We start from the raw sequence: 15,571 nt of genomic DNA, 5'->3' as shown, positions 1-15,571 counted from the left end.
CGGCGGACGACGGACGCCCCCGGGCCGGGACCGGGGGCGCCAGGCGGGTCCTACCTGCTGGGTGCCGGTCCGGTGTCGGTGAACCGGAAGCTACTCGCCGGAGGAGCGTCCCCCAACTCCTCCATGATCAGACCGGATCGCGCGGAGTCCCGCAGGTACGCCCACCGGTTGCTGATCAGGTACTCCCGGGGGCCACCGTCGGTCACGGCGGTGATCTCGAAGCGCTGGGCCGGGTCGTCGGCCCGGCACGTGGCGCCCCGCACGTACAGCGGCCGGCCGTCGCCCGGGTTGCGTACCTGCCAACAGACCGGCTGGCCGGTGCCGCCACTCCGGTAGGCCTTGACGAGGAACTGTCCCGAGCCCACCGGCGTCGGCACGAACACCTGCCGGCCCCGGTCGTCGTCCACCTCCGCCAACCGGCCACCGTCGAGCAGCGCCAGCCCCGACTCGAAGGCGCCGACCCGGACGATGGTGACCCGGCGCTTGCCCGACAACAGTGGGTCTGCCGTCGCCGTGGGTCGTGGCGTGGTGGCCACCCCCGGACCGTCGGCGGGCACCGGCATTCCGCCGGCCGGCCCGTCGCCGGCGGCCGGGCCCATGGTGTACACCCCTACGGCGGTACCGGTCAGCACCACCAGGCCCGCAGCGGCGAGCCACCTACCCAGCAACACGATTCCTCCCGAGCTGCTCAGCACCGGGGCCGACCGCCGGGTGGCGGGTGGTCCTCGGTCGATTCAGCGGGATGACGCGTACGGGCGGCGGAAGGTTTCACGGCTCGGCCGGATCTTCGTGCGGCGGGATCGACGCGGCCGGCCGGGCAGCGCCGTCGACGCGGCGGACCGGCGGTCAGCTCAGCTTGACCAGGCGCATGCCGGTGCGGATCAGCACCACCGCGCCACCGGCGGCCATGACCAGACCGACACCGGGCATCAGCTGCCCCCAGGCGCCGGTGCTGGCGCTGAGGCTGATCAGGCGGGCCACCTGCCACCCGACGATGGCGGCGACGACCAGCCCGGGGATCAGGCTGTGCGCGATGGCCACCTTGCGGTACGGCAGCAGGGCACCGGCGACGGCGAGGAACGCCATGCTCAACGTCCACAGACCGGGACCGGCCGCACCGGAGAGTGACCCGAACGGCGTGATGACCCAGGGCAGCAGCGAGCCGACAAGCGCGAGCACGCCGCCGACGATCATGCCGAGACTGCCGGCGTGGAAGACGCGCCGGCGAACCGGGGCGGCGGTGGATGCGGTGTCGGCCATGTCCGGATGTTAGGCGCTGTGCGCCGTTGACCGAACGGGCAGATCGGTGAGCGGTCGGGCGGGATCGGTGGGCGGGCGGACCGGGCCCGCGAAAACCACGAAACGGGGCGATTCACCACCTCCGTGCGGACCGCTCGACCGCTCGCGGAGTCCAACGGACCGCTCAGCGACCCGAAGCCGCACCTGACCGGATCAACTCTTGCCTGGCCAGGCTGCGTCACGTTCGCTTCGCAGACCACAGGTGTGACCGACCGCACAGCCACGTCGAGCAGTACGGCGACGCGGGTGGGCGGGTCGGGCCCCGGCACCAGCACCGCGTCACCACCAACCGGGCGCCGTGTCGCAGGCCCCTCGCCGGATCTACCGGTTCCATACCGACTAGGAGGCTCCAGACATGACCGAGGTAACCCCCGACAAGGAGACCCGTGGCGGTGAACCGCCACCGGCGGCACCACCACCGGCGTCGCCGCCGGACAACGGCTGGCGCAAGGAATACTGGAGCCGCAACCTGCGGCTCATGGTGATTCTCCTGGCCGTCTGGTTCATCGTCTCGTTCGGCTTCGGAATTCTGCTTGTCGAACCGCTCAACAACATCGTCATCGCCGGATTCCCGCTCGGCTTCTGGTTCGCCCAGCAGGGATCGATCTACGTCTTTGTCATTCTCATCTTCGTGTACGCGAAGATGATGGATCGCCTCGACAACCAGTTCGGCGTGGACGAGCAGGAGACCGAGGGGGCTGACAAATGAGTCAGATCCAGATCTGGACCCTCGTCTTCATCGTCGGCTCCTTCGCCGTCTACCTCTACATCGCCTGGCGCAGCCGGGTGAAGGAGACCGCCGGCTTCTACGTCGCCGGACAGGGCATCCCCACCATCGCCAACGGTGCCGCGGTGGCCGCCGACTGGATGTCGGCCGCGTCGTTCATCTCGATGGCCGGCCTGATCGCGTTCCTCGGCTCCGACGGCACCATCTACCTGATGGGTTGGACCGGCGGCTACGTGCTGCTGGCCCTGCTGATCGCCCCCTACCTGCGCAAGTGGGGCAAGTTCACGGTGCCCGAGTTCGTCGGTGACCGGTACTCGGAGACCGTGCGCACCATCGCCGCCGTGGCCGCGATCATCATCTCCTTCACCTACGTGGTCGGCCAGATGCGCGGTGGCGGCATCGTCTTCAGCCGGTTCCTGAAGCTGGACGTGACCCAGGGCGTCATCCTCGCCGCCGTGATCATCGGCCTCTACGCGGTGCTCGGCGGCATGAAGGGCATCACCTGGACCCAGGTGGCGCAGTACACGGTGCTGATCGTCGCCTACCTGATTCCCGCGTTCGCGGTCGCCCAGCAGATGACCGGAATTCCGATTCCGCAGGTCTCGTTCGGCCAGATCCTCGACGAGCTGAACGCGATAAGCGTCGAGATGGGGTTGAACCAGTACACCGAGGCGTTCGCGGCCCGGCCGCAGATCGACGTGTTCCTGGTGACGATGGCGCTGATGATCGGTACGGCCGGTCTGCCGCACGTCATCGTCCGCTTCTACACGACGAAGACCGTACGCGGTGCCCGGTACTCGGCGTTCTGGGCGCTGTTCTTCATCGCCCTGCTCTACACCACCGCCCCCGCGGTGGGCGCCTTCACCAAGCTCAACCTGCTCCAGGACGTCAACGGGGTGTCCGCCGACGCGCTGCCCAGGTGGATCGAGAACTGGGCGGCGACCGGGCTGGTCACCGTCAGCGACGGCGCGACGACAATCAACACGGTCAGCAACAGCCCGACCTCCGGCGCCGACCTGATCGTCAACAACGACATCCTGGTCCTCGCCAGTCCCGAGATCGCCGGCCTGCCGGCACCGATCGTGGGCCTGGTGGCGGCCGGCGGCATGGCCGCCGCGATGTCCACGGCGGCCGGACTGCTGCTGGTGATCTCGTCGTCCTTCTCGCACGACCTGTACTTCCGTCGGGTCAAGCGGGACTCCACCGACAAGCAGCGACTGCTCGCCGGTCGGATCGCAATGGGTCTGGCGGTCCTGGTCGCCATCTACGCCGGCATCAACCCGCCCGCGTTCGTGGCGCAGGTGGTCGCCTTCGCCTTCGGCCTGGCGGCGTCGACCTTCTTCCCGGCCATCGTGCTCGGCATCTTCTGGAAACGATGTAACGCCACCGGCGCGGCGGCCGGCATGGTGACCGGTCTGGTGTTAACCGCCAGCTACATGATCTACACGCTGCCGGTGTTCGGCACCGCGGCCAACCCGCACATCTTCGACATCAGCCCGGAGGGCATCGGCACCATCGGTGCGATCGTCAACATCGTCGTCACCGTCGTGGTGTCGAAGATGACGGCGCCACCGCCGGACGAGATCGTCGAGATGGTGGAGAGCATCCGCTACCCGGCCGCCCGGCGGGAGGTGACCGCCGGCACCGCCACCGAAGCCGCCTGACCCACCTCCGTACCGAGAACCACCGGTCGCCGGTCCCGCCATCGACGTTGGGGCCGGCGACCGGCCGTGGGCCGTAGGCGGCGGCCCGTTCCGTCGGTCCGACGAGCGGGCCGAAGGTGTGAGCTGGCTTACCTCTGGATCAAGCGGGAATCAGCACACCGCAGGCGGGTTGCAGCCAGGTATGAGCATCGCACCACGTCCCGCCCCGTCCTCCGGCCGGCGGGAGGTCCTCCGGTGAGCGGCGTCGACACCGCCGCACCACCGGCCACGCTGATGCCGGGCGACCTGATGAGCCGCCGCCAGCGCCTGCGCCTCATCCTCGTCCTCGGCTCACTGATCGCGGTGGGTCCGCTGACCATCGACATGTACCTTCCCGCGCTGCCCTCGATCGTCGACGACCTCGGCACCACCTCGGCGGCGGTCCAACTGACCCTCACCGGCACGCTCATCGGCCTAGCCCTCGGACAACTGCTGATCGGCCCGCTCTCCGACGCCGTCGGCCGGCGGGCGCCGCTGATCGCCGGCACGGCGCTGCACATCGCGGCGTCCGTGTGCTGCGCCCTCGCCCCGAACATCACCGTGCTCGGCGCGCTGCGGGTGGTCCAGGGCCTGGGTGCGGCCGCGGCCGCGGTCATCGCCATGGCCGTGGTCCGGGACCTGTTCAGCGGCACGGCCTTCGCCCAACTGCTGTCCCGCCTGTTGCTGGTGATGGGCGCCGCTCCGATCCTCGCGCCGACCCTGGGCAGCGAGTTGCTGCGGTGGACGCAGTGGCGCGGGGTGTTCGCCGCCCTCGCGGTCTTCGGCGTACTGCTGCTGCTGATCGCGATGCTCGGCCTGCCGGAGACGTTGCCGCCGCTGCGGCGCCAGCGCGGCGGTGTGCGGCCCACCGTCCGGCTCTACGGCTCGCTGCTGCGTGACCGCGCCTTCGTCGGGCTGGTGCTGGTGGCCGGGCTGGCCATGGCGGCCCTGTTCGCCTACGTCGGCGGCTCCTCGTTCGTCCTGCAGGAGCGGTACGGGCTCGACGAGCAGCAGTTCGGGCTGGCGTTCGGTGCCGGCGCGGTGGGACTGATCGCGGCCACCCAGGGCAACGTACGCCTGCTGCGTCGCTGGTCCCCGCAGCGGATCCTGGTTACCGCCCTGATCGTCGGCTCGGCCGCCAGCCTGGTGCTGCTCGGACTCGCCGCGACCGGCACCGGTGGCCTGCCGGCGCTGCTCGCGTCGCTCTGGGTGGTGCTCGCGACGGCCGGCCTGGCGCTGCCCAACGCTCCCGCACTGGCCCTGACCCGGCACGGCGAGGCGGCCGGCACCGCCTCCGCTCTGCTCGGCGCGGTGCAGTTCGGCATCGGGGCGGTGGCCGCTCCGCTGGTGGGCGTGCTCGGCACCGGTGCCGTGGCGATGGCCCTGGTGATCGCCGGCGGGATGGTCTCGGCCCTGGTCGTGCTCGTCGTGGTGGTCCGTCCCGACCAGCTGGCCGTGCCGGAGCCGGCGGAGGCTATGGCCGTCGCCGCCCACTGAGGACTTTCGGCACGGCGCTCCGGTGTCGGTGGGTTGCACTACCGTGCGGCGGCGTGAGCGTAGTCCAGACGTACCGGTATCTCGCCCCCTCCACCCTCGCGCAGCGATCACTCGCCCTGCAGACCAGCGGCGGTCCCGCGCCGAATCCCCGCTTCTTCACCGGTTTTCTCTCCACTGGTCAGGCAGCCGCGGTGGGTCTGCTGGCGGTGGCCGAGGTGGCCCGCACCCGCTACCACCGGCCGGTCAGCCCGGCCAGCCTCGACCCGGTGGTCACCGGCAGCCGCGACCGGCTCCGCTTCGAGTCCTTCTCCGGCTGCTGCGGGGTGTACGCGCGGCTCGACGTGCTGCCCGCCGGGCTCGACGGTGACGTGTCCGAGCACGGCACCACGAACGTCGACGTGAACACCCCGCTGCGCGAGGCACTGGCCCGGGTCGGTGGTCTGGATCCGCTGCACCTGTCGGTCGGTCCCGACGATCTGACCGTCTCCACACTGGACGGCGCGGTGGTGGAGAAGAAGGTGCCGCTGCCGGCGCGCTGGCTGCGCGGCTTCGCCGAGGTGCAGGTCCTCGCGGCCCGGTTCGAGCCTCGGGCGGAGCTGCCGGCCGCCGAGGCCAGCGCCTTCCTGCGCAGGCTACCCAGGGGCAGCGAACGGTCGGTCCTCTGGGTGGTGCCGGCCGGCCGGTCCCTGCGGCTGACCTCCCGACCCGTCCCCGGAGCGGTCTGCCTGGCCGGGGCCGGCCGGCTGGTCGCGCTGCAACCGATGCTGCGCTTCGCGAAAACCCTCCGGGTGTACGGGCCGACGGTGGCTCCCGGCGCCACCCCGGCCCCGAGCGTCTGGGAACTGGACACCGGCGCGCTGCGGCTGTCGCTGACCCTCTCCCCCGAGCCCTACCGGGGTTTCTCCGGCGAGGGGGCCGCTCTCGCCGCGCTCGCCGGAGACGATGTCGTCGACGACGCCGACCTCATCTCCGCCCTGCTCTCCTGGGATCCGACCATCGAGCCGGACCGGCTGGCCGAGCAGGCCGGCATCGACGCGGAGCGGGTCCGGGGCGCACTGGCCCAGCTCGGCACCGCCGGTCGGGTCGGCTACGACGTGGCCGAGGCGGCGTACTTCCACCGGGTGATGCCGTATGACGCCGGCCGTGCCGAGCGGGACAACCCCCGGTTGGTCGGTGCCCGTGCGCTGCTCGACGCCGGGGCGGTGCAGCTCGACGGCACGGCAGCGACGGTACGCAGCGGGGACCAGGTGTACCGGGTCCGGCAGCTGCCCGACGGCGGGCTTACCTGCACCTGCCCCTGGTGGGCGAAACACCGGGGGCAACGCGGGCCGTGCCGACACGCCCTGGCCACCCGGATGCTGGCCGCCGAGCGGGTCGAGGAGCGAGTGTGACGCGGCCGGAGCAGCGCACGGTACGGCGTCGCCGGGAGTTGGCGGCCGGCGGCACCAGCGACCTGTTCGACCTGGTGAGCAGCGGTGACGCCGATTCGGTCGCGGCAGCGCTGGAGGGCTTGCCGGAGCAGCGCCGCCGGGAGATCGGCGTCGAGCTGACCGCCTGGTTCAAGCAGCGTGACCGGGAGACCTGGTGGTCGGCCGGCACCGGGACCGCCCTGGCGGTCGCGGTGGTCGGCTGCCTGCCCACCGCGGCTCAGGCCGCGGCGATCCTCGGTCGTCCCTCGGTCAACCCACACGGTCGGCGCGCGGCCGAACTGGTCCGTCGGGCGGCGCAGGAGCGGGGCATCGACTGGCTCGTCGACCTGGCCCACCGGATCGCCGCCCGGTTCCGTCAGGACACCTGGGTCGGCCGGTGGCATTTCGTCGCCGCCCTGCTGCACGCCGAGGGTGGCGCACCACCCACCGACGACCGGTGCGTGCAACTGTGGTTGACCGGGGTCGAGGCCCCCGACCGGTTTCACCAGGGCCAGCCGGCGCCGGTGGTCGACCGGCTGCGCGACGATCCGTTCCTGGCCGCCATGCTGCCCCGGCTGTTCGAGGTCGACGGCATCGGCGTGCAGATGATGTTCGTCGCCCCCCACTACAACTGGGACGAGCACGGTCAGCCCGCCCTGCCGGCCGCCCTGGCCCAGCTCGCCACCGAGGGGGTGGTCGACCGGGTGATGCTGCTCGACGGTTCGATCAGTCGGCTGCTGCGCGGCGACCGGCCCGCCGCGCTGCGCGCCTTCACCACCCTGCTCGACCAGCTCGCGCCGACCACCGCCGAGGTCACCGCCCGGGTCACCGACTACCTGCGGCTGCTCGTCGACGCTCCCGCGCCGGTGGCCACCATGGCCCAGAAGACGCTGCGGAAACTGCCCGAGCTGGAGCTGGAGTCGATCCTCGACGCCGCCCGGCAGATGCTCACCCGACCCGACAAGACACTTGTCCGGACCCAGCTCACCTGGCTCGACCAACTCGCCCGCCGGCACCGGGACCGGGCCGCCGAGATCGGCGAGGTGATCGCGGTGGCCGGCGACCATCCGGCGGTGGAGTTGCGGGAGCGGGCGGCGGCGCTGGCTGCCCGGCACGGTGTCGCGCCGGCACCGGTCATCCCGGCGCTGACCCGCCCACGCGGCGACGACCTGTCCCCGCCCGCGCCGCCCGCACCGGCCCCCGACCCGATCAACGACGTGGACGAGTTGACCGAGGAGGTCGCCGCCCTGCTGGGCACGCCGTACCAGGGGGCACCCCTGGAGCGGATCCTCGACGGGCTGGTCCGGCTCACCGCGGCCGACGGGCCCCGGGTACGCGCCGCACTCGACCCGGTGATCGAGCGGCGGCACTGGTCGTGGGCCAACGAACACCGGTGGGATCCGCTCTGTCTCTGCGAGACGGTGGTCGAGGTGTTCCGCAGCGCCGGAGTCAGCCGCACCGACCGGCGCCGGGAGCGGTGGGAGAAACTCCTGACGGCGGTACACCGACCCGGCGCGACACCGGAGCTGGCGGTCACCGATCCCAAGGTGCCACCGGTCCACCGACTGTTGCGGGCCCGGCTGGCCGAGATCGGCGCGTACCTCAATGAGCCGGGACAGTCCGGCCTGCTGGCACTGCCCACCTCGACCAACGGCCTGCTCGACCCGATGGCCCTCCTGGAACGGCTCACCGCGCTCGGTGACCGCGAGCCCGGGCAGTGGGATCTCACCCAGGCGTTGCTGCGGCTACCCACCGAGGCCGACGAGAGCCTCGCCGCGAAGGCGGCGGCGCTCGGCACGGCAGCCGGTCAACGGCTCGCCGCCTGGCTGCGCGACGGCGGCCTGCCCCAGCCGGTCATCCGGTCCCGCACCGTCACCCGCGACCCGCGCCGGGGCAACCGCCACTGGGAGTGGGCGTACATGCCGGCCGAGCGGATCCTTGTCGACCTGACACCACCGGCCGGCACAGTCGACCGGTACGGGCTGCTGACCGCGCCGGCCACTCCACTCGGCGGCGACCACTCCGGGTGGGTGCACCTGTGGCCGTCGCTGCTGCCCAGCCACCGGGGCGCGGTCACCGCGTACGCCCTGCCGCTGGTCGCCGGTGCCGCGGACATGGACGAGCGCGGCGGCGCGGCGGTGCTGCCCCTGCTCGCGGAGGTTGGTGGCCCGGGCGGGGTGGCTCTCGACCTGGCGGTGGCCTACGGGCTCGCGGCCCGGCACGGCCCGGACCGGGTGGCGACGGTGGACGCGCTGCTCGCCCTCGCCGCCGCCGCTGACTTCGACGCCGCCGGCACCGGGGAGCAACTCGGCACGCTGGCCGCCCGGCAACTGGTGAAGCTGTCCCGGGTCGTCGAACCGCTGCGCGACGCGGCGCAGGCAGGCGCGCCGCTGACCGTGTGGCGGCTGCTCGCCGCCGCGCTCCCGGCGGTACTGGCCGCGCCCACGCCACCGCGTGGCGTACCGGACCTGCTGACCCTGGCAGCGGAGACGGCCACCGCGACCGGCGTCCGGATCGAGGTACCCGGCCTGGCCGACGTCGCCGGACGGGGCGGATCGAGCCGCCTGGTCACCGAAGCCCGCCGCCTGCACAAGGCGCTGGCCGAGGCGTGACGCCCCGGAACGCCTCGGACCTGCCGAGCCCAGCGTGGTCGCTGGCACGAGCGTGGACAATGTGAATCGTGGTCCGTGAGCACCCTCCTGGGGGCGCTCACGGACCACGATCTTTACGGCGTGGAGCCGGGTCAGGCGACGGACGCGGGGAAGCGCTGCCAGACGCGGTGGTCGGCCATCAACTGCTGGACGGCGGTCAGGACGTCGGTGGCGGAGTCGGCGGTGACCACGCCGGGTGTGCCGGCGACACCGGCTTGGTCCAGCACCGTGACGCCGGTCCCCCACGCGCCGATGGCCTTGGCGTGCCGCCAGCACTCCTCCACCATCAGCAGCACCCGGGGGTCGACGGTGGCCGAGCCGGCCGCGCCCGCCTTGGCGTCCCGGGCCGGCAACGCGTCCGGTGCCGGCGCGGGCGCCGAGGCGAGCAGGAGCGCGTCGAGTTCGACCGAGCGGCCGGTGGCGAAGCTCCGTTGCGCGGGCAGGTCACCGATCGTTCCGCCGTGCGGCGCGATCAGCAGCGGGACCATGTCGGCGGCGAAGACCGCCTCGCGGGCCGCCCGGACGCTGTCGAGGTCGGCCTCGGGGTCGACGACGATGCCGACCATCCGGCCGTCGGCCGGCCACTGCCGCCCGACCTGGGACAGCGCCGGGCTGGGCTCGACGTCCGCCAACGGCACCGTCGGCTCCGGCGCGGGTAGACCGAGGCCGGTGGCCACCTGGGCGCAGAGCACCGGGTCGATGTTGGCCAGGCACTGGAGCTGTCGTTCCTTGATCGCCTGGTGGTAGCACTTGCCCAGCTCGAAGGTGTACGCCCGGATGATGTGTTCCCGCTCGACCGGGGACATGCTGAGCCAGAACAGGCGGACCTGGCTGAAGTGGTCGTCGAACGAGGCGGGGTTGGCGCGTACCTTGGGCGCCTGCGCGACCTGCACCGGCACGTCGACGAACGGGTGGTCGTCGTCGCCGGCCGGGAAAGGATTGCCACCGTCCAGGGAGTTCGGCCGGTACGGTGCCACGCCCGCGTGCACGGCCTGCTGGTGGAAGCCGTCGCGCAGCATGTCGTTGACCGGGGCGTGCGGCCGGTTGATCGGGATCTGGGCGAAGTTCGGCCCGCCCAGCCGGGTCAACTGCGTGTCGACGTACGAGAAGAGCCGTCCCTGCAGCAGCGGGTCGTTCGTGACGTCGATGCCCGGCGGCAGGTGCCCCACGTGGAAGGCGACCTGCTCGGTCTCGGCGAAGAAGTTCGTCGGAGTGCGGTTCAGGGTGAGCTTGCCGACCGGCTGCACCGGTGCCAGTTCCTCCGGCACGATCTTCGTCGGGTCGAGCAGGTCGATGCCGGCGAAGGTCTCCTCGGGCGTGTCGGGGAAGACCTGGAGGCCGAGTTCCCACTCGGGGAACGCGCCGGCCTCGATGGCGTCGTAGAGGTCACGCCGATGGAAGTCCGGGTCGAAGCCGCCGAGCAGCTGGGCCTCCTCCCAGGTCAGCGAGTGCACGCCCAGCTTCGGCTTCCAGTGGAACTTGGCCAGCACCGTCTCACCCGCGGCGTTGACCAGCCGGAAGGTGTGCACACCGAAGCCCTCCATCGTCCGGTAGGAGCGGGGGATGCCCCGGTCGGACATGTTCCACATGGTGTGGTGCTGCGCCTCGGTGTGCAGCGAGACGAAGTCCCAGAAGGTGTCGTGCGCGCTCTGGGCCTGCGGGATCTCCCGGTCGGGGTGCGGCTTGCCGGCGTGGATGATGTCGGGGAACTTGATGGCGTCCTGGATGAAGAAGACCGGCATGTTGTTGCCGACCAGGTCGAAGGTGCCCTCGTCGGTGTAGAACTTGGTGGCGAAGCCCCGGGTGTCGCGGACGGTGTCGGCCGAGCCCCGGGAACCGAGCACCGTGGAGAAGCGGACGAAGACCTCGGTGGTCCGGCCCTTGGCCAGGAAGCCCGCCCGGGTGACGGCCTCGGCGGTGCCGTAGGCGGTGAACTCGCCGTGGGCGCCCGCGCCACGGGCGTGCACCACCCGCTCGGGGATGCGCTCGTGGTCGAAGTGGGTGATCTTCTCCCGCAGGTGGTGGTCCTGCAGCAGGACAGGCCCGCGCGGGCCGGCCTTGAGGGAGTGGTCGGTGTCCCGTAGCCGGGCACCCTGTGCGGTGGTGAGGAAGGCACCCTGCTGGCCGTTGGCGGTGGCCGGCGCGCCGGTCTCGGCGCCGGTCGGCGTACGGGTCTGCGGGGCGCCCTGCTCGGGCTTCGGCGGCAGCGGTTCGTGTGGTGTGGTCGGCTCGTCGCCTGGCGGCGGTGCGCTGCCCGGCGCACCGGGCACCTGCGGGGTGCCGGCGTCGGTCACCTTCTCCGCCGCGGCTTCCACGACATTCCTTACCGCCTCGGCGGGGTTGCGGGCGTTCATCTCGACGGGTACCTCCCTGGGGCACGAGAGCCAGATGACCAGGGCGGTACCCGGGGTGGACCGAGCAAAACGGAACGAATGGCACGGATATAGGTATCTTCCGTCACTCCGGCCGGAGCTGCTCGTAGTACGCCTTCATCGGCGGGTGGTAGTCGTCGAACGACGGCAGCGCCGTGTCGTCGCGGGCGGCCACCAGACAGTCGAGGTAGTACTCCCAGCCCGGCCCGACCTCGCCGATGCCGGTGGCGTCGTCGAGATGCTGGACGAAGCGCAGCTCGGTGCGCTCGCCGTGCGAGGTCAGCAGCAGTTCCAGCACCCAGTGGCCGTACTCGTCGCGCATGGACACGGCCAGCCGCCGGGGCGGCTCACACGCATCGATCCGCAGGTCGGACCAGGGCGCGTCCTCCTCCATGGCCATCTGGACCCGGACGGTGCGGCCGGGCGCGGCGTCACCCTTCCAGGGCCCGAACCATCGGGCCGTGCGTTCCGGCTCGGTGAGGCTGGCCCACACGTCGTCGATCGGAGCCGGGAAGGTGCGAGTGAGGACCAGGTCGACGCCGTCCTCGGCGCCGAAGAGTCGGCCGGTCGGGATTCGGGTCATGCGGTGCGCTCCTGAGTGGCGGATGGCGAGTCGCCGGTACGGCGGTCGCGGCGGGCACGGTAGACCTCGGTCTCCAGGGCGTCGAGGTGACGTTCCCAGAGGTCGGTCCGGGTGAACGGGGTCAGCCACCGGCTCAGCTCGGCGAGCCGGGTCGGATCCAGTTCGTAGAGTCGCCGGCGGCCGACGACGGTGTCGCGGACCAGGCCACAGTCGCGCAGTACGCGCAGGTGTCGGCTGATCGCGGGCCGGCTGATCTCGAACTCCTCGGCGATCCGCCCGGCCGGCAGCCGACGCTCCCGCAGCAGTTCGAGGATGCGCCGCCGCACCGGGTCCGCGATCGCGGCGGCCACGTCGTCCACGGCCAAAGCGTAACCCATCAGTTACGCTTTCGCTCGCGCTGGGCACCCCGGGCGGCAGTGGCCGGACCACCCACCGTTGCGCAGGCGCCAGCCCAGCGTTCCGTACCAGATCATGAGCGGCAGGTGCAGGAGGTAGCCGAACTGCTCCAGCGTCGCCGACGGCCCGGCCACACCCGTGGTCCAGGGCAGCATCACCGCGGCGAGGCCGACCATGGCGGTGAAGGCACCGACGCGCCGCAGCCCGGCCGGCATCGGTACGCAGACCACGGCGGTTGCCGTGGCGGCGACCCAGAGCAGCCCGGCCAGATTGACGGTCCACTTGGCGGTCAGCAGGATCGCCCCGGCCGCGGCCACGACCGACGGATCGGTGCGATCGGCGGACAGCTGGGTGACGGCCAGGTTCCCCGCGTCGTGCAGCAGACCGGCCAGGGCCAGCCGCGGCCAGCAGTCCGGCCGGCAGCACCGCCAGGTGCTGCCCGGTGCGGACGATGGCGGCCAACGCCGAGAGGGCCGCGCCGGTCAGCGCGAGCCACCCGACGACGTCGAGGGCCAACTCGGTCAGGTGCAGTCCGGCCCGGGCGTGCACGGCGGACAGCGTGGCCGCCGGCTCGGCCGGATTCAGGGTCAGTCCGGATGGCACGGCGACGGCCGCACCGGCAACCATGGTCAGCAAAGAGGTCAGCAGCAGGGCACCGGTCAGCCGGGCCGGATCGATCTGGTGAGCCCATCTCATGGGCGCCGACGCTAGAACCTTGTCGCAGAGGCAAGGTCAAGCCACGAGGAGGACCGGTGTGGCGCATCGGTGAGCTGGCACGGATGTCCGGGGTGTCGGAGCGCACCCTGCGCCACTACGACAAGGTCGGGTTGCTGCGACCTGCGGCGGTCGATGCGACCACCGGCTACCGGTGGTACGGCGTGCCCGAGCTGACCCGGCTGGAACACATCAGGGGCCTGCAACGACTGGGCCTGTCGCTGCGCCGGATCGCCGAGCTGTCGGACGCACCCGACGCACAGCTGCGTCAGGCGTTGGCCGAGACGGTGACGGCCCTGCGCCGCGACATCGCCACCATGGTCGAGACGGTGGCCGCGGTCGAGGACCGGCTCGCGACGGACAGCCCACTGTTGCCCCAACGGGCCCGCGTGGCTCCGCGACAGCTACGCGTACGCCGCGTGGAGGTGGCCGACGCGGTCGAGGTGGCGGCGCTGTGTACGCTGCGCCGGCCACCCTGGTGACCTGGCTGTCCGGTGCCCCTTCCGGCGCCTTCACGGTCGCCGTGACCGACGTGCGGGGCACGACGCTCACCCTGCCGGCCCGCACCGTCGTCCGGGCGGTCGTGCCACCGGGGTGTGGTGTGGCCCGCGCCGGGCGGGACCTCTTCGACTGGTTGTGCCGGCACCGCCTCTCGCCCGTCGGCCCCACCACGGAGGACCATGTCGTCGACGGTGACGGCATGAACGCCATCGTGCTGGAGATCCCGGTCCAGCGTTTGGCCGGTTGAGGTCCCGGGGTTGTCGATGCGCGACCGTGCCGGTGTCGTCACGCCAACGACGAGGAGGCACGCACCCGGGTCGCCGACGGACGGTGGGGCGGCATCCACCCCGACGCCACCCACCACCGTTTGCCTCAGCGCTTGGCCTGATGCTTGGCCATCTGCGGCTGCTCACCCTTGCCGACCCGCCGCAGCGCATCACGTAGCTGGTCCTCGGTCATCTTGGAGTTGCCCTCGATGCCCGCGTCGTGGGCCTGCTGCCGCAGGTCGTGCAGCTTCTGCTGGTCACCCATGTCGACCTCCCCGTAGTCGGGTGCCTGACGGACGCCGCCTCCGCACCGGAGCCGTCGCCCCTCCGCACCGCATCTGGCCGAGGATTCCCGGGCCGGTGGCCGACAAACGGCAGCGGCGCTCGCCGGATTTCCTCCTACGAAACGGGCTTACTAGTGCAAAAGTGGCAGAGACGGACTGAGTTCATGATCGGGAGAGCTGATGCGGATCGGATACAAGCTGTCCAGTGAGGGCTTCGGGCCGAACGAGATCATCCGGCAGGCGGTACGCGCCGAGCAGGTGGGGTTCGACTTCGTCGAGATGAGCGACCACTTCCACCCCTGGCTGGACAGCCAGGGTCACTCGTCGTTCACCTGGACGGTGCTCGGGGCGATCGCCGCCCGGACCGACCGGATCGAACTGGCGACCGGGGTCACCTGCCCGAGCGTGCGGTACCACCCGGCGATCATCGCGCAGGCCGCCGCCACGCTCGCCCTGGTCTCCGACAACCGGTTCACCCTCGGCGTCGGTGCGGGCGAGCGCCTCAACGAGCACGTGGTCGGCCAGGGCTTCCCGGGAGCACGGGGACGGCACGAGCGGCTCCGCGAGGCACTGGAGATCATCCGGCTGCTCTGGTCCGGCGGCTACCACTCGTACGAGGGCAAGCATCTCCAGTTGGACGACGCCCGGGTGTTCGACCTCCCGGAGGAGCTGCCCGTCATCGCCGTCGCCGCCAGTGGAGAGGTGTCCGCGACCATCGCCGCGGAACTCGGTGACGGCCTGTTCGCCACCGAACCCGAGGCCGACCTGGTGCAGACCTACCAGCGGCTCGGCGGACAGGGCCCCCGCTACGCCGAGGTCCCGCTGGCCTGGGCACCCGACGAGGCGCAGGCCGTGCAGGCGGCCTGGCAGACCAGCCGCTGGTCGGTCACCGGTTGGAAGGTGATGAGCGAACTGCCGAACCCGGTGAACTTCGACGCGGCCTCGCGCACCGTCACCGAGGACGACATCCGCCAGCAGTTCGCCGTCGGCCCCGACCCGGACGTGCACGTCGAGGCGGTGCGGACCTACGTCGACGCGGGCTTCGACCACGTGGTGCTGCAGAACGCCGGCCCGGACCCGGACGGCTTCCTCGACTTCTTCCAGGACACCCTCGCCGTTCGGTTGCGCGCCCTCGGCTGACCGGGTCCGGCGCGGCGGCATTGACACTGCCGACAGTGACGTGATGTGCT

At 71.8% G+C, this 15,571-nt stretch carries 15 protein-coding genes; 8 read left to right on the top strand and 7 right to left on the bottom strand.

What is annotated here, in order from left to right; genetic code table 11:
* Window positions 1-50 precede the first annotated feature (50 nt).
* Window positions 51-671: a hypothetical protein gene (locus tag O7605_RS24205; protein ID WP_269741279.1), complete on the bottom strand. Its 621-nt coding sequence runs from the start codon at window positions 669-671 to the stop codon at window positions 51-53.
* Window positions 672-846: 175 nt separating this feature from the next.
* Window positions 847-1,260 (bottom strand): hypothetical protein, encoded by a 414-nt coding sequence (locus O7605_RS24200; protein WP_093402168.1) that lies wholly within the window; start codon window positions 1,258-1,260, stop codon window positions 847-849.
* A gap of 394 nt (window positions 1,261-1,654) precedes the next feature.
* On the opposite strand from O7605_RS24200, the gene O7605_RS24195 reads away from it, so the two are divergent.
* From O7605_RS24195 to O7605_RS24175, 5 genes are all read left to right on the top strand, one after another.
* Window positions 1,655-2,008 (top strand): DUF4212 domain-containing protein, encoded by a 354-nt coding sequence (locus O7605_RS24195; RefSeq protein ID WP_269741278.1) that lies wholly within the window; start codon window positions 1,655-1,657, stop codon window positions 2,006-2,008.
* Complete coding sequence (locus O7605_RS24190; RefSeq protein ID WP_269741277.1) at window positions 2,005-3,690, top strand: sodium:solute symporter family protein; 1,686 nt, start codon at window positions 2,005-2,007, stop codon at window positions 3,688-3,690. Before O7605_RS24195 ends, O7605_RS24190 begins: the two co-directional genes overlap by 4 nt.
* Before the next feature lie 288 nt (window positions 3,691-3,978).
* Complete coding sequence (locus O7605_RS24185) at window positions 3,979-5,205, top strand: multidrug effflux MFS transporter (RefSeq protein WP_443084004.1); 1,227 nt, start codon at window positions 3,979-3,981, stop codon at window positions 5,203-5,205.
* A 53-nt stretch (window positions 5,206-5,258) separates the two neighbouring features.
* On the top strand, window positions 5,259-6,596 hold the full coding sequence (locus O7605_RS24180; protein ID WP_269741275.1) for an SWIM zinc finger family protein: 1,338 nt from the start codon (window positions 5,259-5,261) through the stop codon (window positions 6,594-6,596).
* Window positions 6,593-9,226 (top strand): DUF6493 family protein, encoded by a 2,634-nt coding sequence (locus tag O7605_RS24175; protein ID WP_269741274.1) that lies wholly within the window; start codon window positions 6,593-6,595, stop codon window positions 9,224-9,226. The genes O7605_RS24180 and O7605_RS24175 overlap by 4 nt, the downstream gene beginning before the upstream one ends.
* Window positions 9,227-9,357: 131 nt before the next feature.
* Here O7605_RS24175 and O7605_RS24170 read toward each other — a convergent pair whose 3' ends face one another.
* The 4 genes from O7605_RS24170 to O7605_RS24155 all read right to left on the bottom strand — a co-directional run bounded on the left by O7605_RS24170 (window position 9,358) and on the right by O7605_RS24155 (window position 12,933).
* Complete coding sequence (locus tag O7605_RS24170; RefSeq protein ID WP_269741273.1) at window positions 9,358-11,619, bottom strand: catalase; 2,262 nt, start codon at window positions 11,617-11,619, stop codon at window positions 9,358-9,360.
* Window positions 11,620-11,722: 103 nt separating this feature from the next.
* The gene (locus O7605_RS24165) at window positions 11,723-12,220 is read right to left on the bottom strand and encodes an SRPBCC family protein (RefSeq protein WP_269741272.1); all 498 of its coding nucleotides are present in this window, start codon (window positions 12,218-12,220) and stop codon (window positions 11,723-11,725) included.
* The gene (locus tag O7605_RS24160; protein WP_269741271.1) at window positions 12,217-12,579 is read right to left on the bottom strand and encodes a metalloregulator ArsR/SmtB family transcription factor; all 363 of its coding nucleotides are present in this window, start codon (window positions 12,577-12,579) and stop codon (window positions 12,217-12,219) included. Before O7605_RS24160 ends, O7605_RS24165 begins: the two co-directional genes overlap by 4 nt.
* A 21-nt stretch (window positions 12,580-12,600) precedes the next feature.
* Entirely contained in the window at window positions 12,601-12,933 is a 333-nt protein-coding gene (locus O7605_RS24155) for a hypothetical protein (protein ID WP_269741270.1), read from the bottom strand.
* A gap of 435 nt (window positions 12,934-13,368) precedes the next feature.
* Between O7605_RS24155 and O7605_RS24150 the strand changes: the two genes are divergently transcribed.
* Window positions 13,369-13,812 carry a MerR family transcriptional regulator gene (locus tag O7605_RS24150; RefSeq protein ID WP_269741269.1) on the top strand — a complete coding sequence of 148 codons (444 nt, stop codon included), beginning with the start codon at window positions 13,369-13,371 and terminating at the stop codon, window positions 13,810-13,812.
* Entirely contained in the window at window positions 13,785-14,078 is a 294-nt protein-coding gene (locus tag O7605_RS24145) for a hypothetical protein (protein ID WP_269741268.1), read from the top strand. Before O7605_RS24150 ends, O7605_RS24145 begins: the two co-directional genes overlap by 28 nt.
* 125 nt (window positions 14,079-14,203) lie before the next feature.
* On the opposite strand, the gene O7605_RS24140 is transcribed toward O7605_RS24145, so the two are convergent.
* Complete coding sequence (locus tag O7605_RS24140) at window positions 14,204-14,362, bottom strand: hypothetical protein (protein ID WP_269741267.1); 159 nt, start codon at window positions 14,360-14,362, stop codon at window positions 14,204-14,206.
* Window positions 14,363-14,561: 199 nt separating this feature from the next.
* On the opposite strand from O7605_RS24140, the gene O7605_RS24135 reads away from it, so the two are divergent.
* The gene (locus tag O7605_RS24135; RefSeq protein ID WP_269741266.1) at window positions 14,562-15,521 is read left to right on the top strand and encodes a TIGR03557 family F420-dependent LLM class oxidoreductase; all 960 of its coding nucleotides are present in this window, start codon (window positions 14,562-14,564) and stop codon (window positions 15,519-15,521) included.
* Window positions 15,522-15,571: the final 50 nt, after the last annotated feature.

It is taken from the genome of Verrucosispora sp. WMMA2121, from assembly GCF_027460185.1.
Classification (GTDB): Bacteria; Actinomycetota; Actinomycetes; order Mycobacteriales; family Micromonosporaceae; genus Micromonospora; species Micromonospora palythoicola.
Note: the sequence above shows the minus strand (reverse complement) of the source record. Positions and strands in the feature narration are given on the sequence as shown.

Excerpts from the sequence above, each read along its gene's own strand:
- O7605_RS24200 (WP_093402168.1), bottom strand. The coding sequence starts at position 1,260 with ATGGCCGACACCGCATCCACCGCCGCCCCGGTTCGCCGGCGCGTCTTC.
- O7605_RS24195 (WP_269741278.1), top strand. The coding sequence starts at position 1,655 with ATGACCGAGGTAACCCCCGACAAGGAGACCCGTGGCGGTGAACCGCCA.
- O7605_RS24190 (WP_269741277.1), top strand. The coding sequence starts at position 2,005 with ATGAGTCAGATCCAGATCTGGACCCTCGTCTTCATCGTCGGCTCCTTC.
- O7605_RS24185 (WP_443084004.1), top strand. The coding sequence starts at position 3,979 with ATGAGCCGCCGCCAGCGCCTGCGCCTCATCCTCGTCCTCGGCTCACTG.
- O7605_RS24170 (WP_269741273.1), bottom strand. The coding sequence starts at position 11,619 with ATGAACGCCCGCAACCCCGCCGAGGCGGTAAGGAATGTCGTGGAAGCC.
- O7605_RS24165 (WP_269741272.1), bottom strand. The coding sequence starts at position 12,220 with ATGACCCGAATCCCGACCGGCCGACTCTTCGGCGCCGAGGACGGCGTC.
- O7605_RS24140 (WP_269741267.1), bottom strand. The coding sequence starts at position 14,362 with ATGGGTGACCAGCAGAAGCTGCACGACCTGCGGCAGCAGGCCCACGAC.
- O7605_RS24135 (WP_269741266.1), top strand. The coding sequence starts at position 14,562 with ATGCGGATCGGATACAAGCTGTCCAGTGAGGGCTTCGGGCCGAACGAG.